Origin of the sequence: Vagococcus hydrophili (assembly GCF_011304195.1) — a bacterium.
Classification (GTDB): domain Bacteria; phylum Bacillota; class Bacilli; order Lactobacillales; family Vagococcaceae; genus Vagococcus; species Vagococcus hydrophili.
In genome coordinates, this window is sequence record NZ_CP049887.1 from 2,002,512 (window position 1) to 2,025,928 (window position 23,417).

Here is a 23,417-nt window from a genome sequence, read left to right on the forward strand (position 1 = left end):
AGACGATGGAAAAAGATATTTTGAATTTATTAGATACACAAAATAAAATCATGTTAAATATTTTAGATTTAGTTTCTGAAAGTCATAGATGGTACAGTGTCAATGAAATAAGCATTGAGCTAAATGTGGTGGAAAGAACTGTCCAACGCTATATCCATACATTGAAAGATTTAATTGATGATTATAATGAAGAGCGAGATCATCATATCGCTATTAGCTATGAAAAGTATAAAGGTGTCTTGCTTGAAATTGATAGTGGTAGTAATTATATGGAGCTTAAAAGCTATATTTTAGAAAATGATGAAACCATGAAGCTTTTTAAATTGATTATTTTTGAAGAATTTCAATCTATTTCTCGTTACTCTCAAGATAATTTTGTCAGCGAAAATAGCACAAGAAAGTCTCTTAAAAAAATCAAAGAATTTTTATCCCAATATAATTTAACTCTATCAAGGAGTTCTTTCATTATTGAAGGGGAAGAAAAACAGATTCGTTTGATTATCTATATCTGTAGCTGGATTATCTTTAAAGGGGTGACGTGGCCATTTGATTTTATTAGCCAAGAAAAAGTGTACCTGTCAGTTGATCATTTTTCAGAAGAGATGAACATTGGTTTTTCTGTGATTCACCGAAAACAAATGGCTTATATGCTAGCTGTTAACATCTTGAGGTTGAGAAAAAAACATGTGATTGTGATGGAACCTGAATGGAAGAATTATGCGAATTTACCTAAATTAATCGATGGTTTACCTGTCTTAAAAGCTTTTATTGCAGATTACAATGTTTATATTGAATCGGAACTTTACTTTTACTTGTTGTCGGTTCAATTTAAACCTAAATTATATGAGTCACCTGAGTATCGTAAACGAGTGCTAGATTATCACAAAAAAATGAATTCAAATGTTTATCAAGCGACAGAGAGCTTCATGACTTATTTTAATGATAAAATTGTTCCAATTCCGAGTGAATTAAAAGAACGTTTTTTCTTAACGAGTTTTTGTTCTCACTTATTTTGTCAGCTTTTTTCTGATATTCAAGTGGATATTGATGGTCATACTATTTTCCGTGATATGGAATCAGATTATCCTAATTTAAAGAAAAAATTATCTCATTCACTTAAAGAGTTACACGAGTTAACGAATGAAAAACTCTTTTTGCAGGAAGACTTCTTGCTTCAAAAATACGTTCAACTCTTCTCATCTATTGAAGCGTTGACATATTATGAACCTAAGATACCTGTTTTTCTTGATTCTGATTTACCTTATCTTGTGAAAAATAATATTCGTGATCAAATTACGAATCGGTTTAAATATGATTTTAATGTTCAATTTGTTACCAAAGATGAGGCTGATGAAGCTGTCTTAGTTTTAACCAATATTCCTAATATGTTAGAGGAAGAGTTACGTTTTTCTCATAAAGTTCATTTGTTTGATTTTCCCTTTAATCAAAGAGATTTTATGGAAATAGAAAGAAAGTTAAGAGCCATTGCGCAAACAATTTCAGATGAAAAGAAGAGGTTGTAAAAAAAGCTGATCGCTAATGATCAGCTTTTTTATTTGGTGTATCACGAATAAAATCAATACTTGAAAATCTGTTAAAGAAAACTTCGCCTCTTTTTTTGAACCAATCTCTCAAAATAAATAACCAAAAGATTCCCCAAACAAAGAAGGTTAATAAAAATAAACCAATCTGTAATGCTAAAGCGTATGGATTGGTAAATTCCTTTGTACTAGCAATTAAAGAAAATTGACTAAGAACAGATGGTGTATAAATCAGGATAAATCGGTGACTTAGCCGAAGTAAAGGTAAGGATGATGGGAGCATGATTTTAATCTTAACTAATTTACCACCAAGCGTTTGTCCCTTCCAAATACGTGGTAAAATCACAATAAAGAAAAAGACACTCACTGTATTAAATATAAATAAATGTTCACCATGAAATAAAAGGCCTGAGAATAAAGAACCGATAAATCTGGCAATCATCATGCTCACAAATATTTCAATCAGTTGGGCACCGTAGGAAGCAATTTTATTATGATTATAGAGAATATCTTTTTGTTCAATCTGCTCACGGCTAGGAATTAAGAATAAAAGAATGGGAGCCGTGAAGAATCCAATCATTCCTCCTAGAGTGTTCATTAATAAATCATCTACGTCAAACAAACGATAAGGATAAGCGTAATACCCAAATAAAGCTGTAAGTTGTGATACTTCAAAAAAGAGCGTCATCGAGAAAGTCAGAAGGAGTGCTAAATACCACTTACTAGCTTTTTTAAAGAAAAATCTCAAATAAACACCTAAAGGAAATAGTAAAGCAATATTAAAAAAGACTTCTAAAAAGGTAAATGATTTAAAAAGAGTTAAGTAGGTTTTAGGACTACTCGGATTAAACCCTTTAACTTGTTGGAAATTGTTTATCATATTAAAAGGTTTTAACTGGGTAAAGACATGATCCTTAAATTCTAGTGTATTGTTGCGCTCTTTAGGTAGTGGTAGGCTAACTAAAAAGAAGGCTGTCAAACAATAATAGATGAAACTAAAGAAAATTAAGTTACGCCAAAAACTGAAGTAGCCGTGTTTTCGGTATTGATAAATAGTCCAGGGAACGGTTCCGATGAAAGCAATAATAGCAAAAGCAAAAAATGCCGAGGACAGTGGAACAGCATATGATGGCATGTTTTGTTACCTCCTTTTTTTATTTTAGTATAAAGGAAAATAAGGAGATAACCAATTATAAATCAGTGATATCAACTAACAATTTTGTAAGACAATAAGAGAGGTGAAAATGGCGCTTAGCTCCGAGCAACTGGAGGAAGTAAAAAATAATTCGCGCCTTTTGAATTAATTTTTATTTTTGAAGTTGCCGAAGGAGTTGCTATTTGAAGCGGGACTACAAAGAGAGGTGAAAATGGCGCTTAGCTCCGAGCAACTGGAGGAAGTAAAAAATAATTCGCGCCTTTTGAATTAATTTTTATTTTTGAAGTTGCCGAAGGAGTTGCTATTTGAAGCGGGACTACAAAGAGAGGTGAAAATGGCGCTTAGCTCCGAGCAACTGGAGGAAATAAAAAATAAGAGGCAGACGTTTAAGTCAGCCTCTTACTCGTTAATTATTAAAACGATTCATGTGATGACGACCATTGCCACGACCGTTTTGGCCATTATGGCAGTTGTTATTACTTTTTGAATTATTATTAGTTGTCATATTTTCATCATAATAATCACAGTTTTCATTGTGATAGCCTTTTTTTTCACCATCACAATAAAAGTTACCGTCACTCATCTTGTGATTTTCTCTTTGACAGTAAGTATTATTCCTCTCATTTGTTGTTACCGTCTTTGGTTCAGAATTAGTTGTAGCTGTTGTTGACGCTAGAGTGATTGTTCCAGCAATTAAAAACAAACCAATGACACTGATTAAACTTGCTAAGATAATTTTCTTTTTCATCTTATACCTCCTATTAATATTTGATATAGTAAGTATATAAAACAAATATGGCAGAATTATGTCATAAAACAAATTAGGAGAAAATAATGAAAATATTAATTGTGGAGGATAATAACTCTTTAAGAGAGATGTTGTCGCGGTTTTTAAGAAAAGAAAAATATGAGGTAATTGAAGCAAGTACTGGCGAAATGGGACTTGAACTAACTAAAATCCAAAAGTTTGATTTAGTGTTACTTGATATTATGTTACCAGGCATAGACGGGTTTGAAGTTTGCCGTCAGATAAGGTCAGATTCAATGATTCCAATTATTATGATTACAGCTAAAAGTGAGGATCATGATAAAATTTTAGGGTTAGATGTAGGAGCAGATGACTACATGGTAAAGCCTTTTTCACATCAAGAAGTTACGGCAAGGATTAGAGCGATAATGAGACGAATTGAACCAAAGAAAGAAAAAAGAGAAAAATATACGGGATTAGAAGTAGATGAAACTAACTATAGTCTTAAATTGTTTAGTGAATCAATTCACTTAACAAAAAAAGAATTTGAAGTATTGTATCACTTTGTCCAGTACCCTAATCAATTATTTACAAGAGATCACCTACTCGATAGTGTCTGGGGGATGGATTACTATGGTGATTTTAGAACAGTCGATAGTCATATTAAAAGATTGCGTGAAAAGTTGAAAACAGAAAAAGAAACCAATTGGCAAATTAAGACAATTTGGGGTAAAGGTTATTTATTTGAGGTGAAGAATAAATGATGTCTAAAAAAATAATGACTCGACTAATCAGAAACTATACTTTGCTATTAATGTTGTTTTCATTGGTTATTTTATTTGTTTTTTTTAGTTTATTAAATCGACAAGCAACCGACATTCATAAGGAACAGTTAATAGAACAAGGGGATATTATTGCTAAAAATATTATGGAAGATGAATTGGTTTCTAAAGAAACGGATGATGATATGGGAAGCCACAGCCGAAGAATGAGAAATCGAAATCATATGATGACAAGTAACTCCTATTTAAATTTAATTAGTAGCCTGTCCACAGACGAAATTTTTATAGTAGATACAAAAGGAGATTCATTGATTAGCGGACATATGATGGATGAAGAACCTAAGGAATTAGATGATGATGGTCGGGCTATTTTAAATGTCGTACTAAAAAGCCAAGAACCGACTTATTTAGATCAAGAAATTAAACAAAAGGGTTATGGTGTTCCATTATTTGATAATGAGGGAACTATTTACGGTAGTGTAATTGCTATATCGACTAAAGAAAATACGGTGACCCAATCTCTAAAAGATTACCGGATACTTATCTGGAGTATTTTGATTGCACTTTTAATTGCGATAATTATTTCGATTTACTTAGCAAGAAGTTTTGTTAAGCCCATTTATCAAATGGCTGATTTTACTGAAATGTTAATTCAAAATGACTATCAGCAGGATTTAGATATAAAAACAAAAGATGAGTTAGCGGCGCTCGGAAGTAAGCTTTTGATTCTCTCTGATCGTTTGGCAATTGCTCAAAAGGAACAAGAAAATAAAGAGAAGAGTCAAAAATTATTCCTATCCCAAATTTCTCATGAATTAAGAACGCCTGTCATGGTTATCAAAAATTCTTTAGAAATATTGGGAGATAATTTTTTAAATGAAAATGAACGTCAAGATTATATTAAACAACTTTTAAAAGAAACAGACCAGTTAAATGTTCTTGTAAATGATCTATTAGAGTTAAGTCATTTACAATCAACTGAGTTTTCAATAAAAAAAGAGGAACTACATTTAAAAGACGTGCTTGATGACAGTGTTCGTTCGCTAAGACAACAAATGGGTGACTCTAATAAGATTATAGTTGTCAATCATCTGAATAGTGCTGATATTTATCAGGGAGATTATCAGCGCTTACTTCAATTGGTTAGAATTTTATTAGATAATGCCTTGAAATATAGCCCTGAAAATGAGAAAGTAAATTGTTCATTAATTCGAACGAAAAAAGGGTATGAGCTTGAAATAAAAAATACCTCTCTTGAACAAATTGAAGAAGAAGAGAGTGCGAGATTCTTTGAGGCATTCAATAGAGGTCAATTTAATCAGGTAGAAGGTCATGGTTTAGGTCTTACGATTGCTAAACAAATTGTTGCTAGACACCAAGGAACAATTAATTTTAAGGTTGTAAATTCGAAAGAGGTACAAGTCCAAATAATACTAACTGACTAAAAAAGGTAGGGAAAAAGTAGAGAGTTATAAAAAAAGTTTAATAATAGGAAAAGAATAAATCAAAGTCTTTAATTTATGTAGCATTTACAGTATACTTGTAAATTGATACGTTATGAGTTTAAAAAGACTGTTATTCATTTTTAGAATAACCAAACAAATGGAGGATTATAGTAATGTGTGGATTTGTAGGATATATTAATCACCCAAATACAGCGTCTGAAACGCTTAAAAAAATGACAGATAGAATAGTACATAGAGGCCCAGATGATGAAGGTTTTTATCAAGACGACTTCATTTCAATGGGATTTAGAAGATTATCAATTATTGACTTAGACCATGGTGCTCAACCAATGAGTAATCAAGATGACACGAAAGTTTTAACCTTTAATGGTGAGATTTATAATTATTTAGAATTAAGAGAAGAATTAATCGGATTAGGTTACAAATTCAAAACAGATGTGGATTCTGAAGTTTTAATCCATGGTTATGATGCATGGGGCGAAGGTTTATTAGACCGTATTCGTGGTATGTATGCTTTTGTGATTTTCGACAAAAAAAATCAAGAAGTCTTTGGTGCTCGTGATCATTTCGGAATTAAACCTCTTTATTACTATAAAGATGATGAAAGCTTCATGTGGGGCTCAGAAATTAAAAGTTTCTTAGACCATCCAGGTTTTATTAAAGAGTTAAATGAAGAATTATTACCTATTCATTTAAGTTTTGAGTATATTCCTAGTGACGAAACAATGTTTAAAAATGTTTATAAATTAAACCCAGGTCACTTCTTTAAATTTAAAAATAATAAATTAGATATTCATGAATATTATCACTTCAAATTTGAAGAAGATAAAACCGTTGATATGGAAACAGCTAAAAAACAAATTGTTGAAACGGTTCAAGAATCAGTGAAGAAACACATGATTGCTGACGTTGAAGTGGGTAGTTTTTTATCAAGTGGGATTGATTCAAGTTATATCTTAAACGAAGCATCTAAAGACCGTGATATTACATCATTCTCTTTAGGTTTTGATGATGAGCGAATTAGTGAGTTACCATGGGCAGAACAATTTGCAGATGAAATTAAGCAAAAAAATGTACCGATTATGGTAACTAAGGAAGAATTTTTTGATATTGTTCCTAAAACAATGTACCACATGGATGAACCTTTATCTAATCCATCTGCTTTACTGTTATATTTTTTATCAAAAGAAACAAGTAAACATGTAAAAGTTGCTTTATCAGGAGAAGGCGCTGATGAGTTCTTTGGTGGATATAATACCTATCTAGAAGCAAGTTCATTTGAAAAATATGAAAAATATACGACATTACCTATGAGAAAATTATTTGCTCAAACGGCAAAACGCCTACCTCATTTCCACGGTCGTCGCTTCTTAGTCCGTGGTGCTCAAGATATTAGTGAAAGATATTACCGTGTTAACTATGTCTTTAACCAAACTGAACGTGATGAACTTTTAAAAGATAACAGATATAATAAGTCATCAGCTAATTTTGTTAAGAAATTATTTGCGGAAGCTAAAGGTCAAGATTCCACAACTCAAATGCAACACTTTGATATTCATGCATGGTTAGCTTATGATATTTTACATAAAGCAGACCGTATGAGTATGGCGAATTCACTGGAAGTTAGAACGCCTTTAGTGGATAAAGAGGTGGCGGAAATTGCAAAAAGAATGCCTGCTAATACACGAGTTAAAGATGGTGTGACCAAAGTTGCTTGGAGACAAGCATCGGAAAGTCAATTACCAGAAAGAATTGTAAATCGTGAAAAAATGGGATTTTTATCACCATTGGCTACTTGGATAAAAGAGGATCAATATCAAGAACTGATTAAAGAAAGTTTTAATTCAGATATTGCGAAGAAGTTTTTTAATACAGATTATTTAAATAGATTGATTGAAGAACAAAAACAAGGAATGCCACATATACAGAAAATATTTACAATTTACACTTTTATTGTTTGGTATCAAGTATTCTTTATTGAAAATTAAATTATTAAGTAATAGGTCATCGTCTAGGGAGGTAAATAGGAATGGATAATTTTTTCACGATAATTGGTGGAATGGGAACAATAGCGACAGAATTATATATCAAGCAAATTAACCAGAAAACACCAGCAACAAATGATCAAGAGTACTTAAATTATGTATTGGTGAATTATTCAACTATACCTGATCGTAGCTCTTATCTGATGAATAAAGGAAAAAATGAAAATCCATTACCTTATTTGTTAAATGTTATTAAGCAACAAAGTGCCTTGAAGCCTAATTTTTTCGTTTTAACTTGTAATACAGCTCATTATTTTTATGATGAGCTTCAAAAAGCAAGTGACGTTCCTTTTCTTCATATGCCTCGTTTGGCTGTTGAAGAGGTAAGTAAAAACTATCCTTTAGGAACTCGAGTTGGCTTAATTGGGACAGAAGGAACCATCAAAAATAAGATTTATGACCCATTTATTTTAGAAGCTGGTTTTGATTTAGTTCACCCAACTTTAGAAATTCAACAAATGGTTAGTACTTTGATTTTTGATAAGATTAAACAAAAAAATGAGTTAGATACAGAATTATATAATCAAATTCTAGAAAAGATGTTTGCTCTTAACTGTGATGTTTTGATTTTAGGTTGTACTGAGCTTTCTTTAATGGAAGACGCAGCTAATTATCAAAATAAACATGTGATTGATCCACAAAATGTGTTGGCAGAAGAAAGTGTTAAACTAGCATTAAGTTTTAGAAAGTAAAAGAAACAGAAATGGAATTTAAATTTCATTTCTGTTTTTTATTTTTGAATATATTAATTAAAGAGCGTATAATGAAAATATCCTAATGAATGAGGTGATGTTTTATGTGCACAAGTGTTATTTATCAGAATAAACTAAATCAATCATTTTTAGCTAGAACAATGGATTTTTCTTATCCATTAGATGGAAAACCAGTTTTTATTCCAGAAAATTATTTGTTTTTTAAAGGAAATACTGAAAAATCATTTGAAACAAAATATGCCTTTGTTGGATCAGGTGATTTACACGGAGAATATGTGTTTGCTGATGGAGTTAATGAAGCGGGACTTGGTGCAGCTTCACTTTATTTCTCAGCGGATGCAGTGTATTGTGAAGACATAGATGTAGAAAAAATAAATATCGCCCCTCACGATGTTGTGGCTTACTTACTATCAAACTTTAAAACGATTGAAGAAGTCAAAGCGGGGATTATGGGACTTCAAATTAATAATGAAAAAAATACGTTATTACAAAAAACAGTTCCCTTACATTGGATTGTAGCTGACGCGTCAGGTTACAGTTTGGTTATTGAACCAACAAAAGATGGTCTTATGATCTATGATAATCCAGTCAATGTCATGACAAATAGTCCAAGTTTTACTTGGCACTTAACCAATTTAAACCAATACGCTAACTTTTCAAATATGACTTCGCCTAAATCAGAATATGGTGGTTTTGTGGCTCATGGTAATGGTGCTGGTAGTGGTTTACTTGGGTTACCAGGGGATTACACATCTATCTCAAGATTTGTTCGGATTGCTTTTATGAATCAGTATACGGAAAAAGTCAGCACGCTTGAGGAGAGCCTTAATGTGATTATGAGAATGTTAACAAGTGTTTATATTCCTAAAGGTGTGAAGAAAAAAAGTAATGGACGAGATGATTATACTCAATTTGTTAGCATTATGGATTTGAATCAGCCTGGATATTACATTAATTACTATGAAAACAACCAAATTTATTATGTTGATTTAAAAGTAATGAAAGAACAAGAAACAGCCCCTAAAATATTTAATTGCTCTAAAGAAGTTTTGATTCAAAATGTAAGATAGCGTAGATAAAAAATTTGCTCCGAGTAACTGGAAGGCGACTCGGAGTAGATTTTTTTATGTTCTAATATTTTTCAAGGGTAATAACTTTAGTTGCTACTTTGTTAATAAAAGCTTCGTCATGTTCCACAAAAAGCATGGTTGGTTCTTTTAAGAGAATAATTTCTTCTAATTGTTCATAGTTAAAAATATCTAAATAATTTAAGGGTTCATCCCATAGATAGAATGGTGTTTCTTCTGTTAATGATTTAGCGATTTCAATTTTTTTACGTTGTCCCATACTCATGGTTTCAATATTATTACTAAATAGTTGTCGCTCTAAACCAAGTTTTTTGATGTTACTTAAAAAATCTTGGTAATCTAAATGATGTTTTAAACAAAAAGCTTTTAAAGTTCCTTGATTAACTTCATAATTCTGACGAACCAAGCTCCAATCTGCACTAATCATTTTTGTTAACTGCCCTTCAATATTTCCTTCAAACTTATCTAGAATAGCTTTAATAAAGGAAGTTTTCCCAACACCATTGGCACCAATAATTGCGACACGTTCACCTTGTTTAATGTCAAAACTCACTGGTTTAAATAGTGGTTCGTCATTGAATGATAAGGTAAAGTTTTCAACTGTTAGTAATGTTTTGTGATGAGAGGGGACAAAATTCATTGTTAATGGATCAATAAACTCGATATTTTTAAGAAGCTTTTCTTTTTCTTCGATTTCTTTATCCATTCGGTTTAACAGGTTTTTTGATTTTTTCATCGCTCTAGCTGCTCTAGCGCCAATAAATCCAGTATTGTTAATCGCACCGCTATTTTTGACATTGGCACTACCATACTTATCACCTTCCCTAGCATAAGACCATTCCGCCTTTTTAGCAGCGGTTTGCTTCAAGCGTCCAACTTCTTTTTTCAGTTTCTCATTTTTTTCTTGCTCTGATTCATCTTGACGCTCTTTTTGGAATTGATAGGTTGAGTAGTTACCTTGAGAAATCGTGATTTGGCTTTTATCAATAGCTAAAATGTGATCACAGACCTCATCAATAAATAAACGGTCGTGGCTAATCACGATAAAGCCAGTTTTCTTTTGTCTTAGATAACTAGCGACTTGTTTTCGACCTAAAGCATCTAAATGGTTCGTTGGTTCATCGATTAAAGGAAAATAATCTGATTGCGAAAATAGGATCGCTAGCAAAACTTTTGTTTGTTCTCCTCCAGATAAACTAGAAAAGTCACGCCATAAAATATCTGTTTCAGTTCCTAAAAGGGTTAATTCACGCTCGACTTCCCATAATTCTCCAGCTTTTAAATCATCAATAATTTCATAAGTCATCTTATTTTTATCTTTGATTGCTTGAGGAAAATAAGAGAAATCCATTTGGTGATTAATCGTTCCAGAATAAGCTAATTCATCTTGTAATAACTTGAAAAAAGTTGTTTTTCCTCGGCCGTTTCTTCCGATTAATCCCAATTTCCAAGTGGTATCAATATTTAACTCTACATGGTCAAAGAGTGTTAATCCTGCACCATCATAACTAAAAGATAGTTGTTTAATTTCAATTGTAGACATTTTTACATCATCCTTTCAAATAAAAAAACAATCAGTCTGATTAACAGAACTGATTGCTAAGAGAAGGGAATATAAATAGCCCTTGGACGTGTAAAAGGTCATTATCTCTTATCATCTCCACCAATTCTGTCAAATTGCAGACTAATCCCGTTAAATGTAACGGTAAAATAATAGGCAATTTGCTTAAAAAATTGGTTTAGATAATCAATGGATAAATCCCTCACTTTCATTTCCTCTAATATAGCACACATTTTGTTAAATGCAACTAAAAGATGTTACCGATAACAGATTGAAGCGCTTACGTAAATTTGGTATATCTATAAGAGTAGTTATTTAAAAAGGGGAGCGATGTGAAGTGGTAAAGTTGGAAAATAAGAGAAGTGTACAAAATATACGGACTATTTTTTGTATGATGAGTTTGTTATTTATATTTTCTTTTCAGTTACAAAAAAGTTTTGCAGAAGAGGTAGAAACCCAAGTAGTTATTCACTATGAAGCGCCAGAAACTGAAAAAAATATCGATCGAAACATTTGGATTTGGCCTGAAAATGGAGCCGGTGAAGAACATTCTTTTGAAAAAGAAGATGCTTTTGGAAAATATCAAGTGATTAGTTTAAAAGGAGTGCATCAAAAAGTTGGTTTTTTAATCAAATCAAAAGGGGATTGGTCTTATCAATCAAAAGATCAATGGGTTGATACAAGTAGTGGTCGAGCACACGTTTGGTTAGATAAGGAAGGTGCGTTGTTTTATGAAGCTACAGATAAAATGAAAGCGCCTAAAAATAAAGAACTAAATGTCAATGCTCATTATTTTCGAAAAAATCAAGATTATGAGAAATGGCAACTTACCTTTAAAGTAGAAGACAGGGCACCAGAAGTTGTTAGTTTTGATACCGAAGATGACTTTGGGAGAAGTACGAATTTTAAAGTATCTTCAAAAACTGATTTTTCTAAATTAAATGTAACATTAGAGAAAAGAAATGAAAAAAACGAAGTCATTGAAACAGACGGCAAGGAACGAGTGGTATATTTGTATGAAAATCAAGGGAATCTTGATATGTGGTTAATAGAAGATGATGAACTAGTTTATGCTCATCCTGAGTTGATTGTAAAAACTCAGAAAATTAAAACAGCAACGATTGAAAAAATGAATCAAATTGATTTAGTTTTTTCAAAACCAGAATTACTAGAAAAATTAAAAACACATCAAGTTAAATTAGTAAATTCTAAAGGCAATGTACCGTTTAAAATGTTAGAGGATGATAAAGATAAACCAGTCACTCGTTTATCTCTTCAAACAGAAAAAAATTTAGATTTAGCGGAAAGCTATTCTGTAGAAACTGAAAAGGGTGAAAAGATTCCAGTAGCTATGGGTGCAGTCGTTAGAACACCAGAATTTGATAAAGCATTTTACTATGATGGCAAACTAGGAAGCGAGTACCAAAAGGCTCAGACTACTTTTACCTTGTGGGCGCCAACTGCTAAATCAGTGGAACTGGTTACTTATTCAGATCAAGGAGCAGAAAGTCCTGAAAAAGAAGTTATCTCAATGACAAAAGGTGACAAAGGAACGTTTAAAGCTAAATTAAGTGGTGATCAGGCAGGTTTAGTTTATACGTATCGTTTAACCTTCCCTGATGGTAAAGTGAATGAATCCGTTGATCCTTACGCAACTGCAGCGATTGTTAATGGCAATCGTTCTGTTGTTTTAAGTCCAAATCAAACCAATATTACTGAATTTAACCGCATGCCGGCCTTTTCAAATCCTGTTGATGCAGTGATTTATGAAGCGCATATTAGAGATTTATCCATTGCAAGTGATAGCGGGATTCAAAATAAAGGGAAATTTTTAGGTGTGGTTGAACCTGGAACCAAAAATAGTCAAAATCAAATCACTGGTTTAGATTATTTGAAGAGTTTAGGTGTGACTCACGTTCAATTTTTACCAATGTATGATTATCAAACGGTAGATGAAAGTCAACCGAATACACCACAATTTAATTGGGGATATGATCCTAAAAATTACAATGTACCAGAAGGATCGTATAGTACGGATGCAACTAATCCTTCAACACGAGTGGTTGAAATGAAACAAATGGTTAAAGGGTTACATGATAATAACATTCGTGTCATTATGGATGTGGTATACAACCACGTGTATGAAGCAAGTAGTCATGCCTTCAATCAAACTGTTCCAGGCTATTATTTTAGATACAATGAAGATGGCGGTTTAGCAAATGGAACAGGTGTTGGAAATGATGTGGCTTCAGAACGTAAAATGGCTCAAAAATATATTGTGGATAGTGTGAGTTATTGGGCGAAGAATTATCAAATTGATGGGTTTAGATTTGATTTGATGGGTATTCTGGATGTGGAAACCATGAACTTAGTTAGAGAAGAGTTAAATAAAATTGATCCTTCAATCATTGTTTTAGGTGAAGGATGGAACATGGGAACACCACTTTCAGATGATAAAAAAGCGATTCAAAAAAATGCGAATAAGATGCCAGGAATTGGGCACTTTAATGATTCGATTCGTGATAGCGTTAAAGGAAGTGTCTTTGACGGGAAAGAACCTGGGATGATCAATGGTAAAAAAGATTTAGAAAAATTAGTTGCTCAAAATATGCTAGGAGCTGAAGGTATAGAAGGATACACTGAACCTAGTCAGTTGATTCAATACGTAGAAGCTCATGATAATCTAACCTTATATGATAAATTATCATTAACAAATCCTAATGACACCAAAGAACAACGATTAAAACGTCATATGTTAGGTACGGGAATGATGCTCGTTTCTGAGGGAGTTCCTTTTATTCATGCGGGTCAAGAATTTTTAAGAACCAAAGATGGTGATGAAAATAGTTATAAATCACCAGATTCAGTGAATCAATTTGACTGGAATCGACCAAAAGAATACGAAGAGTCAGTTGATTTCTTTAAAGAATTAGTCAATTATAGAAAATCGGAACCGTTATTGAGATTAACAACCTATCAAGAAATCAAAGAAAAAGGCAAAGTGATTCAAGCTGAAAATGGAATTATTATTTATCAGTTAAGTGATGAAAGAAAAGACGTGATGATTGCTATTAATAGTAACGAAGAAGAGCGTGACATGGATAAAAAAATGATTAAAGGATTTAAAGTTGTGGCTTCTAATCAATTGGAATCAGAAAAAAGTCAAGATGGAAAAATGTTGCCATTAAGTTTAACTGTCTATGAAAAAAATAAAGAAACAACTACAACTGATTCTTCTTCAACTGAATCATCAACAAACGCAGAAAACTCAACAACGGATTCACAGGCCACGAAAGAACCAAGTGAAGAATCTAAATCATCTGAAACAAATAGTACTTCAACAAGTTCTACAAAAGAACAATTAAAAACATCAACTTCTGATGGTGTAGTGAATAAGAATGATACTGTCAAACCAACACCTACAGAAGGAAAACAATATTTTAGCCAATTATTACCTAAAACAGGAGAAGCCAAAACAGCTTTCGCATTAATTGGATTGTTAAGCTTAGGTGCAGGTTGGTTAATTTTTAGAAGAAAGAATTAGAGTGAATTAAAAATTGTTTTCTTGTAGTTACCGAATAAAATAAAAAAGATTGAGAATGATTTTTTTGTCATCCTCAATCTTTTTCTATTTTTCTAAATAATGCGTAGCTCTTGCTAAAATATCCTCTTGTATCTTCATTTTACGTGCGATGAAGAAGCCGTTACTTTCTCCAATGGCATTCATGAGTAGTTGATACTTAGGTTGTAGTGTTTGAGCGTCAAATGCCATTGCTGCTGTAATAAAATCTGTTTTTTCTGTAGCGAAGTCTTTGATTTCACCGTAATGGGTAGAGGCTAAAACGACAGTTCCACGTTTAACTAGGTTTTCTAACATGGCGATTGCTAGTGCAGCTCCTTCAGTTGGTTCAGTCCCACTGCCAATTTCATCAACTAGGACAAGTGAGTGGTTATCTGCGATGTTTAAGATATTACCCATATTATTCATATGACCTGAGAAAGTACTTAGGGCGTTATCAAAATCTTGATAGTCACCAATATCGACTAAGATATGTTTGAATAGACTAATATGACTGGTTGTTTCTGCTGGGATATAAATGCCCATCATTGTCATAAGTGTTAGTAGTCCGACTGTTTTTAAGACCACTGTTTTACCACCTGAGTTAGGTCCTGTAATAACTAATCCGCGATGTTTGTTACCAAGTTCGATAGTTAATGGAATAGCTTTTTCGCCTAATAAGGGATGTTTTCCGTTAACTAGGTGGATATAACCATCTTGATTAATATTAACTTTTTGGCCGTCTATTTCGTGACTGTATTTACCTTTAGCTACGATTAATTCTAACTTGAAGATAGTTTGAATCGTCTCGTTTAAGCTGTTTAGTTCTTGGGCGATTTCTTCTGTTAGTTTAGCAAGTATTTGATAGGTAATTGACATTTCTTCTGCTTGAGCCATTTGTAATTTTTGATTCAAGTCACGGGTATTTTCTAGTTCGATATAAGAGGTTGAACCTTTGCCTGACTCTGAAATGATTCGACCCTTAACGCTATGTTTGAAGGAGCTCTTAATCGGAACGGTTAAAATGCCATCTCTTTCAATAACTAGAAATTCTTGGATTTTAGATTTATTAGCGGCGTTGTTAATAAATTTATGTAGTTTGTCACTAATATCTGCTTTGTATTTTTGAATATTTTGTCTTGCTTTTTTTAAATCTCTGGATGCAACGGACGTTACTTGGTTGTTCTTAATTGATAAATGAATGGTTTCTTCGATTGAACGGAAACCTTGCAATTTAGTAGCGTACCCTGCTAGAATTGGCGCTAATTCTTGGTTTTTCTGGAAGAACTCTTTTAGTCTTCTGATTGATTTCAAGAAGTCAGCGATTTCAACTAACTCTTTGGCTTCTAAAACATAACCATCCTCAATTTTTTGGAATAGGCGGTCAATTTGTTCGCTTGCCATAAACGGAAAACTCTGATTTGTTTTTAAAATTGCTAGAGCTTCGCCTGTTTCTTTTTGATAGTTTAAAACTTCTTCTAAGTTGTGTGAAGTTTTAAAATTAATAATTCTTTCTTTCACGGTTTTACTTACGGCGAATGAACTAATGTGTTCTTTGATTTCGTTGAATTGTGTTTGTTCGATTGCTTGTGTTTTCATTTTTTATCTCTCTCTTTCGTTAGTTGAGAGAAATCTGTCTTTAAACAAATTAACTAGAATAAAAAAAGAGTATAGGTATCATAAATACCCATACTCTTAAATGTATATACTGAAAAGTAGTCAAAATAAATGAGTCTTCTCCTAGACACACTTATGACGCCATATAGACAGATATCTCAAATTAAAATTAAGGTACGACAAATAAAACTAGTTTTTAAGTATATTATTCATCGATTCGTATGTTTTAATTATTGGATACCTTTGGCACTCAAAAAGTTCACTCATTTCTTTTAATAGTTAATTTGTTTTATGAGGACATAATAACAGTCAGAAAAATAATTGTCAAAAGAAATCACTTTTTCATTAAATTTTTAGTTGTTTAATAGTCTAAACTTAAGTATTCTGTTGTTAGATGTAAAAAATAGGAGGAGTATCATGAGGTTTTTAACATTTTTAATCGTTGGGCTAGTCATTAGTGGACTAGATATCCTAATGTTTAAAGAAAAGAGTGTCAAAAAGAACATTGTTAATAGTATTAGTTATATAGTAGGAATTAATACCTTATCATTGTTTACCATGCGTTACATTTTAGGAAAGCAATATGTTTTGAGTTTAGCAAATTATCAAAATAGTTTTGTTTTTAAATATGCGATGTTTGCCTTAGTTTTAGGTGGGATGATTTTATTTATTAAGGGCTTAATTTTAAATAAAATCACGATTACTAAAAATGAAGAAAAGATGACGTTGTTAGCCAAAATATTTACAGGATTATCTATTCTATTTGTTTTGATTGGCGGATTTTTATGGATTGGAACAGTTTGGTTTATTGATTTCTTTGGTAAATTAACGCCAGAACAATTTTTATTTAATTTCAATTCACCCGTAACAGGAACAGCTTCTAATGTAACAGATACTGCAATTAACGGACCTGTCTTATTATTAGTGTCGTTGTTAGTTTGTTTTGTATTTCTGATCTTAACACGATTTAAACTGACATGGGGAAATAAAAAAAGTATTTCAGATAAATACGTTAAAATTGTAGGCTGGACAGCTTCAGTAGCTCTTTTAGTATTTGGGATTAGTTATAGTGTTCGTGAGTTACAATTAGTAGCTGTTTATCATGCTTATTTTGATGATTCAACATACATTAAAGATAACTACCACTCTCCAAAAGACACGAAACTAACATTTCCAACGAAAAAGAAAAATTTAGTGCATATTTATTTAGAATCATATGAAAATACATACTTTGACAAAAATTCAGGTGGGTACATGGAGAAAAATCTAATGCCTGCTTACGAAAAACTTTATGATGAAGGTGTTTCATTCTCAGAAAGCGATAAGAAAGGAGGTCCTTATCAAACATATGGTTCAAGTTGGTCAGTGGCTTCCATGGTTAACATGAGTATGGGACTACCGCTTAAAATTCCAATGGGTGGTAATTCTTATGGAAAGTCAGGTTACTTTTTACCAGGTGCGATTGGTATTGGAGATGTGCTTAATAAAGAGGGCTATAACCAAACGATTATGTTTGGAGCGGATGCTGATTTTGGTGGCCTAACTTCTTTCTTTAATAACCATAAAGATTTTACTATTTATGACTGGAAGTATGCTAAAGAAAAAGGGAAGATTCCAAACGATTACAAAGTTTGGTGGGGCTACGAAGATAAAAAACTTTATGAGTATGCCCAAGAAGAAATTACTCGTTTAGCCAATGAAGGAAAACCATTTAACTTCACTATGGAAAATGCAGACACACATTTCCCTAATGGTTATATTGAAAAAGACACACCGCGTCCTTTTGATCAGCAGTATGCGAATGTTATTTTCCATTCACAACAGCAAGTGGTTGATTTTGTTAAATGGATTCAAGAACAGCCTTACTATGAAGATACTGTGATTGTTTTAACTGGGGATCACTTAAGTATGGATAAAAAGTTCTTTAAAGATTTTGATCCTAATTATCACCGTACGACAACAAACTTAATTATCAATGGTGATTTTGAAAATAAAGATATTAAAACGAACAACCGTCAGTTTGCGCCATTTGATATGTATCCAACGATTTTATCAGGTATGGGTGTTGACATTGAAGGAAATAAATTAGGTCTTGGAACAGATCTTTCATCCAAAGAGAAAACATTAATTGAAAGAGATTCATTAGAAAAAGTTAATGAAGAGCTATCTAAAAACAGTAAATTCTATAATAATGAATTTGTGTCAGAAAAGAAAAATAGTAATTACTAGAGTAAATGAAAAGTCTTGAACGCTTGATTCAAGGCTTTTTTTATTTTAATTTAATTAAGTTTAGATGAAAAAATGTTCGGTAATTTTCACAATACTTTACAAAAGGATAAAAAAACGGTTATAATAAAAAAATATGATGATAACATAATTAGAATTCTAATCATTTTATCATTTTTAATGTAAAGGGGGAATTGAGATGATTTCATTTAAAAATGTGGAGAAGTACTATGGTTCTTTCCATGCCTTAAAAGACATCAATCTAACAATTGAAAAGGGTGAAGTGGTTGTAGCTATTGGTCCTTCAGGATCAGGAAAAAGCACAATGTTGCGTTGTATTAACGCCCTTGAGGAAATTACAACAGGAGAGTTATTTGTGGATGGCGTGGACATCCATGACAAAAAAACTAACTTAAATGAAGTAAGAAAAAATTTAGGAATGGTCTTCCAGCATTTTAATTTATACCCAAATATGACCGTCTTAGAAAATGTGACGATTGCACCAATAAAAGTATTAAAAGAAGATAAAGAATCGGCCATTAAAAAGGCAGAAAAGTTACTAGATAAAGTGGGCATGTTACATAAAAAAGATGAATACCCAACCCAATTATCTGGTGGACAACAACAACGAATCGCGATTGCAAGAAGTTTAGCTATGGAACCAGATGTGATGCTCTTTGATGAACCAACATCAGCTCTTGATCCAGAAATGGTTGGAGAAGTTTTAGATGTTATGAAGTCTTTAGCAAAAGAATCAGGCATGACAATGATTGTTGTGACGCATGAAATGGGATTTGCCAGAGAAGTAGCAGATCGAGTGATCTTTATGGCGGATGGCAAAATTTTAGAGGACCGTGAATCTGAAAGTTTCTTTGATAACCCTAAAGATGAACGAGCAAAACAATTCTTGAGTAAAATTATTAATCACTAGGAGGCGAGTGGATGAAACGGCAATTAAATAAATTAGCCTTTCTTTTTTTGTTTGGCGGTCTTTTTTTTATTTTAACTGGATGTAAAAGCGAGAATGTCGCAAATACAGATACCTTAGAAAAAGTTCAATCAAATGAGAAAATAGTTTGGGGAGTTAAATACGATACAAAGTTGTTTGGTATGATGAATATTGAAGAGCGAAAAGTTGAAGGCTTTGATATTGATATAGCTTCTGCAGTGACAAGACGAGTTTTAGGTGAGGATGGAAAAGCTGAGTTTGTTGAAGTGACGTCAAAAACCAGAATACCCTTACTTAAAAATGGGAATATTGACGCTATTATAGCAACGATGACGATTAGTGAGGAACGTAAGAAACAGGTTGATTTCTCAGATGTTTACTTTGATGCAGGACAGTCATTGTTAGTTAAAAAAGGTAGTGACATTAAGAGTGTAACTGATCTAAACAAAGGAAAAACAGTTTTAGCTGTGAAAGGTTCAACCTCAGCAGAGAATATTAGAAAGCATGCACCAGAAGCTAAAGTTCTTGAATTAGAAAATTACGCTGAAGCGTTCACAGCGCTTCAATCAGGTCAGGGAGATGCCATGACTACAGATAATTCAATTTTACTTGGTATGTCGGCAGAGAATCCTGACTATGTTTTAGCGGGTGAAAAATTCACGGATGAGCCTTATGGAATTGCTCTAAACAAAGAACAAGAGATGTTTAAAAAGGCAGTTAATAAAGCCTTAAAAGAGATGAAACAAGACGGTGAATATGCCGAGATTTATCAAAAATGGTTTAAAGAAGAAGCCAAGTAGTTAGGAGGAAAACAGATGCTAAGTATCTGGCAAACATATCAAGGGGATATTTTATCAGGGTTAAAAATCACGCTATTTGCAAGTTTAACAGCCTTATTCTTTAGTTTAATTATTGGAACAATGATGGCAATCTTTCAAATATCAAAAAATAAGTGGGTAAAAGTATTAGGTAACAGTTATGTTAACTTATTTAGAAATTTACCATTATTAATTGTGGTTATGTTTTTCTTCGTTGTGATGCCTCTTTATGGATTTAAGTTAGATGGAATCGCAGCAGGAACAATTGGTTTAACTCTTTATACATCTGCGTTTATTGCAGATACAGTTAGAGCAGGAATTGAAGGTGTTCCTAAGGGACAAATGGAGGCTGGAATTGCCTCTGGACTTAATTATCGTCAAGTGATGATTTATATTGTCTTACCACAAGCTTTTAAAATTGTGATTCCGCCACTGGGTAATCAATTTATCAATTTAGTGAAGAATTCATCAATTTTAGCGATGGTAACAGGGGCTGATTTAATGTATCAAGGTGATCTGGTCGCAAGTACAACTTTTAATACGATTGGAACTTATACGTTGATTGGTTTGATTTATTTATTACTGACACTACCATTATCTTATTTTATGAAATATTTAGAAACCAAATTAGCGAGTAACTAAGGAAGGGAGTTGGTTAAATGGATTTCCTACAAGCATTTACATGGACGAATTTACGTTTTATTTTAGATGGTTTTGTTGTGACTCTTGAAGTGGCAGTTGTATCGATTATACTAAGTTTTATTATTGGTTCATTAATGGGAATTATACGTTATTTAAAAATCCCTGTGGTATCAGTTGTTTTTGGAATCATTGTTGATATTATCCGAAATTTACCGTTACTATTAATTATTTTCTTTACGTATTTTGCCTTACCACAAATTGGGATTCAATTTAGTATTTTTTGGTCAGCAGTAATCGCCTTAACAATTTTTGAATCAGCAATGCTCTCAGAAATTATTCGTGGCGGACTCTTAGCAGTACCGAAAGGTCAATTAGAGGCGGGGATGTCTACTGGTCTAACAAGAATTCAAACCGTGTTTTATATTGTCTTACCACAAGGTTTGAAACTAATGGTACCACCGTTAGTGAGTCAATTTGTCTCATTAATTCGTGATACATCATTAGCAGTTATTATTTCTTTACCAGAATTAACACACAATACGAAAATTATTTACGCACAACATCCAAATACAGTCTTGCCAATGTTCTTCATGATGGCAGCTTGTTACTTTGTCGTGTGTTATTCACTATCTAAGTTTTCAAAACGCTTTGAAGTAACTTACGGAAAATAAAAGTGAATTAAAAGGCGGTTTGCTCCAAGCAACTGGAGGTAATCAAGAACAATTGGCATTTTCAATTGATCTTGATTAGTGAAGTTGCCGAAGGAGTAGACTTTAAAATCCGGATTCGATAAAAATACTTAGAAGGTTGGCTTAATTGTCACCCTTCTTTTTTTATTCATGTTATAATGGAAAAGATTTTAAAAGACGGATAAAAGAGGTAATTCAAATGACAACTAAAGATAAAGTATTAGCTTTTTTAGAAAACAATAAAGGTACCTATATTTCTGGGGTAAAGATAGCAGAGGCAATTGAAGTTTCAAGGAATTCTGTTTGGAAGGCAATTAAACAATTAGAAACAGAAGGATTTGAAATTGATGCCATAACAAATAAAGGATACAGACTAGCAGAATCTAGTGACCAACTTTCTAAAATAGGAATTGTAGAAAATTTATCAACTAAAGAATTAAGTAGTGATATTTTTTATTTTGATGTGATTGATTCTACCAATAAAAAAGCGAAAGAGTTGGCGATGTTAGGAGCTAAGCATGGGACGTTAGTCGTTTCTAATGAACAAACAGCAGGTAAAGGACGTTACGGTCGTAGTTTTGAATCGCCAAAAGATAGTGGCATTTACATGAGCTTAATTTTGAGACCACAAGAGTTAAGTTATAGTGATCCAACGATTATCACAGCTTACGCAGCCGTTATTGTTTCTGAGACGATTGAAGAGTTAACAGGCAAGAAAATCGGTATTAAATGGGTGAACGATTTATTTTATCAAGACAAAAAGGTCTGTGGTATTTTAACAGAGGCAGTCACTGATTTTGAAAGTGGGCAAATAGAATGGATTGTACTCGGTATGGGAATCAATATCTCGACAAGTGAGGCTATTTTTTCAGAAGAAGTTAGAAATAAGGCGGGAGCCATTTTTAATGAAAACGAAACAGCAGTTAATCGCAATCAATTAGTAGCAAAATTATTGGAAGGTTTATTAAAACGCCATGTACAGTTATCTAAAAGTGAGTTAATGTCTGAGTATAAAAATAAATCAATCGTCCTAGATAAGAAAGTGATGATTCAACAAGGACAAGATAGCTATATGGTTAGGATTACTGATATCGATGAAGAGGGACAGTTAATTATTGAGACAGAATCTGGGAAAGAACGTGCTTTTAATTCAGGAGAGATAAGAATTATATTCAATTAATTGTCACCTTATTTAAATTCAAAGTTGACAATTGAAAACTTTCTTTTTATAATAATAAAAAGAGAGGGGCAATAAATTTTTATGAATACTTTTAAAACAGCACAAATTAGTCGAATAGGATTATTTACAGCATTAACAATTGTTATGTCACAAATCAGCATCCCCATGCCATACGGTGTACCGATGACAATGCAGACGTTTATCATTCCTTTAATCGCATTATTATTAGGAAAAAAAGAAGGAACTTTAGTAGCTATTATATATATCATTTTGGGAATGGTTGGATTGCCAGTATTTGCGGGTTTCACGGGTGGTTTAGGGATTGTCTTAGGACCTACTGGTGGGTTTATACTGTCATTTCCAATAATGGCATTCTGTGCGGGAATGGCGAGTCAAAAGACAAGTAAAGTAAGTATCATTTTGTGGTTAGCTACAGGGTTTGTCCTTAATTTTGCAATTGGTATGGTTTACTTTTCAATGATGACGTCTAATTCTTTAGAGGTGGCATTTACAGCTTGTGTCTTACCATTTATACCAACATCGATTATTAAAATTGGTTTAATTATTGTGTTAGAAAAAAAATTGAGAAGTTTAGTTTTAAAAAGATTACCCAATTAAATAAAATACTGAGGACTGT

The 23,417-nt window shown here is 32.5% G+C and carries 18 protein-coding genes; 14 read left to right on the plus strand and 4 right to left on the minus strand.

Translation table 11 applies throughout. The features are described 5' to 3' along the window. The first annotated feature begins 5 nt into the window (after positions 1-5). Positions 6-1,523 (plus strand): AcpB/EbpR/MafR family transcriptional regulator, encoded by a 1,518-nt coding sequence (locus G7082_RS09885; protein ID WP_166034926.1) that lies wholly within the window; start codon positions 6-8, stop codon positions 1,521-1,523. Between the two features lie 13 nt (positions 1,524-1,536). Here the strand turns inward: G7082_RS09885 and G7082_RS09890 are convergent, their stop codons facing one another. Together G7082_RS09890 and G7082_RS09895 are read right to left on the minus strand one after the other, a co-directional pair. Further along, complete coding sequence (locus G7082_RS09890) at positions 1,537-2,676, minus strand: VanZ family protein (protein WP_166034927.1); 1,140 nt, start codon at positions 2,674-2,676, stop codon at positions 1,537-1,539. Positions 2,677-3,103: 427 nt separating this feature from the next. Then, positions 3,104-3,445 carry a hypothetical protein gene (locus G7082_RS09895; RefSeq protein ID WP_166034928.1) on the minus strand — a complete coding sequence of 114 codons (342 nt, stop codon included), beginning with the start codon at positions 3,443-3,445 and terminating at the stop codon, positions 3,104-3,106. 86 nt (positions 3,446-3,531) lie between these two features. Between G7082_RS09895 and G7082_RS09900 the strand changes: the two genes are divergently transcribed. The 5 genes from G7082_RS09900 to G7082_RS09920 all read left to right on the plus strand — a co-directional run bounded on the left by G7082_RS09900 (position 3,532) and on the right by G7082_RS09920 (position 9,521). Further along, positions 3,532-4,209 (plus strand): response regulator transcription factor, encoded by a 678-nt coding sequence (locus G7082_RS09900; protein WP_166034929.1) that lies wholly within the window; start codon positions 3,532-3,534, stop codon positions 4,207-4,209. Beyond that, positions 4,209-5,672 (plus strand): sensor histidine kinase, encoded by a 1,464-nt coding sequence (locus tag G7082_RS09905; protein ID WP_166034930.1) that lies wholly within the window; start codon positions 4,209-4,211, stop codon positions 5,670-5,672. Before G7082_RS09900 ends, G7082_RS09905 begins: the two co-directional genes overlap by 1 nt. A 173-nt stretch (positions 5,673-5,845) precedes the next feature. Next, positions 5,846-7,681 (plus strand): asparagine synthase (glutamine-hydrolyzing), encoded by a 1,836-nt coding sequence (gene asnB, locus G7082_RS09910; RefSeq protein ID WP_166034931.1) that lies wholly within the window; start codon positions 5,846-5,848, stop codon positions 7,679-7,681. 41 nt (positions 7,682-7,722) lie between these two features. Beyond that, positions 7,723-8,430 carry an aspartate/glutamate racemase family protein gene (locus G7082_RS09915; protein WP_166034932.1) on the plus strand — a complete coding sequence of 236 codons (708 nt, stop codon included), beginning with the start codon at positions 7,723-7,725 and terminating at the stop codon, positions 8,428-8,430. 104 nt (positions 8,431-8,534) lie between these two features. Continuing rightward, a complete protein-coding gene (locus G7082_RS09920) occupies positions 8,535-9,521 on the plus strand; it encodes a choloylglycine hydrolase family protein (RefSeq protein ID WP_166034933.1) in 987 nt (328 codons plus the stop codon). 61 nt (positions 9,522-9,582) lie between these two features. Here the strand turns inward: G7082_RS09920 and abc-f are convergent, their stop codons facing one another. Further along, complete coding sequence (gene abc-f / locus G7082_RS09925; RefSeq protein ID WP_166034934.1) at positions 9,583-11,082, minus strand: ribosomal protection-like ABC-F family protein; 1,500 nt, start codon at positions 11,080-11,082, stop codon at positions 9,583-9,585. 409 nt (positions 11,083-11,491) lie between these two features. Between abc-f and pulA the strand changes: the two genes are divergently transcribed. Beyond that, on the plus strand, positions 11,492-14,644 hold the full coding sequence (pulA, locus tag G7082_RS09930) for a type I pullulanase (RefSeq protein ID WP_238842642.1): 3,153 nt from the start codon (positions 11,492-11,494) through the stop codon (positions 14,642-14,644). Between the two features lie 84 nt (positions 14,645-14,728). Here pulA and G7082_RS09935 read toward each other — a convergent pair whose 3' ends face one another. Then, positions 14,729-16,258: an endonuclease MutS2 gene (locus tag G7082_RS09935; RefSeq protein WP_166034936.1), complete on the minus strand. Its 1,530-nt coding sequence runs from the start codon at positions 16,256-16,258 to the stop codon at positions 14,729-14,731. A 435-nt stretch (positions 16,259-16,693) separates the two neighbouring features. On the opposite strand from G7082_RS09935, the gene G7082_RS09940 reads away from it, so the two are divergent. From G7082_RS09940 to G7082_RS09970, 7 genes are all read left to right on the plus strand, one after another. Beyond that, positions 16,694-18,505 (plus strand): LTA synthase family protein, encoded by a 1,812-nt coding sequence (locus G7082_RS09940; RefSeq protein WP_166034937.1) that lies wholly within the window; start codon positions 16,694-16,696, stop codon positions 18,503-18,505. A gap of 196 nt (positions 18,506-18,701) precedes the next feature. Beyond that, the gene (locus G7082_RS09945) at positions 18,702-19,433 is read left to right on the plus strand and encodes an amino acid ABC transporter ATP-binding protein (protein WP_166034938.1); all 732 of its coding nucleotides are present in this window, start codon (positions 18,702-18,704) and stop codon (positions 19,431-19,433) included. 11 nt (positions 19,434-19,444) lie between these two features. Beyond that, positions 19,445-20,251 carry a transporter substrate-binding domain-containing protein gene (locus G7082_RS09950; RefSeq protein WP_166034939.1) on the plus strand — a complete coding sequence of 269 codons (807 nt, stop codon included), beginning with the start codon at positions 19,445-19,447 and terminating at the stop codon, positions 20,249-20,251. Between the two features lie 15 nt (positions 20,252-20,266). Next, on the plus strand, positions 20,267-20,911 hold the full coding sequence (locus G7082_RS09955) for an amino acid ABC transporter permease (RefSeq protein WP_166034940.1): 645 nt from the start codon (positions 20,267-20,269) through the stop codon (positions 20,909-20,911). Between the two features lie 17 nt (positions 20,912-20,928). After that, complete coding sequence (locus G7082_RS09960) at positions 20,929-21,582, plus strand: amino acid ABC transporter permease (RefSeq protein WP_166034941.1); 654 nt, start codon at positions 20,929-20,931, stop codon at positions 21,580-21,582. A 217-nt stretch (positions 21,583-21,799) separates the two neighbouring features. Next, entirely contained in the window at positions 21,800-22,780 is a 981-nt protein-coding gene (locus G7082_RS09965) for a biotin--[acetyl-CoA-carboxylase] ligase (RefSeq protein ID WP_166034942.1), read from the plus strand. Between the two features lie 81 nt (positions 22,781-22,861). Next, positions 22,862-23,398 carry a biotin transporter BioY gene (locus tag G7082_RS09970; RefSeq protein WP_166034943.1) on the plus strand — a complete coding sequence of 179 codons (537 nt, stop codon included), beginning with the start codon at positions 22,862-22,864 and terminating at the stop codon, positions 23,396-23,398. Positions 23,399-23,417 lie beyond the last annotated feature (19 nt).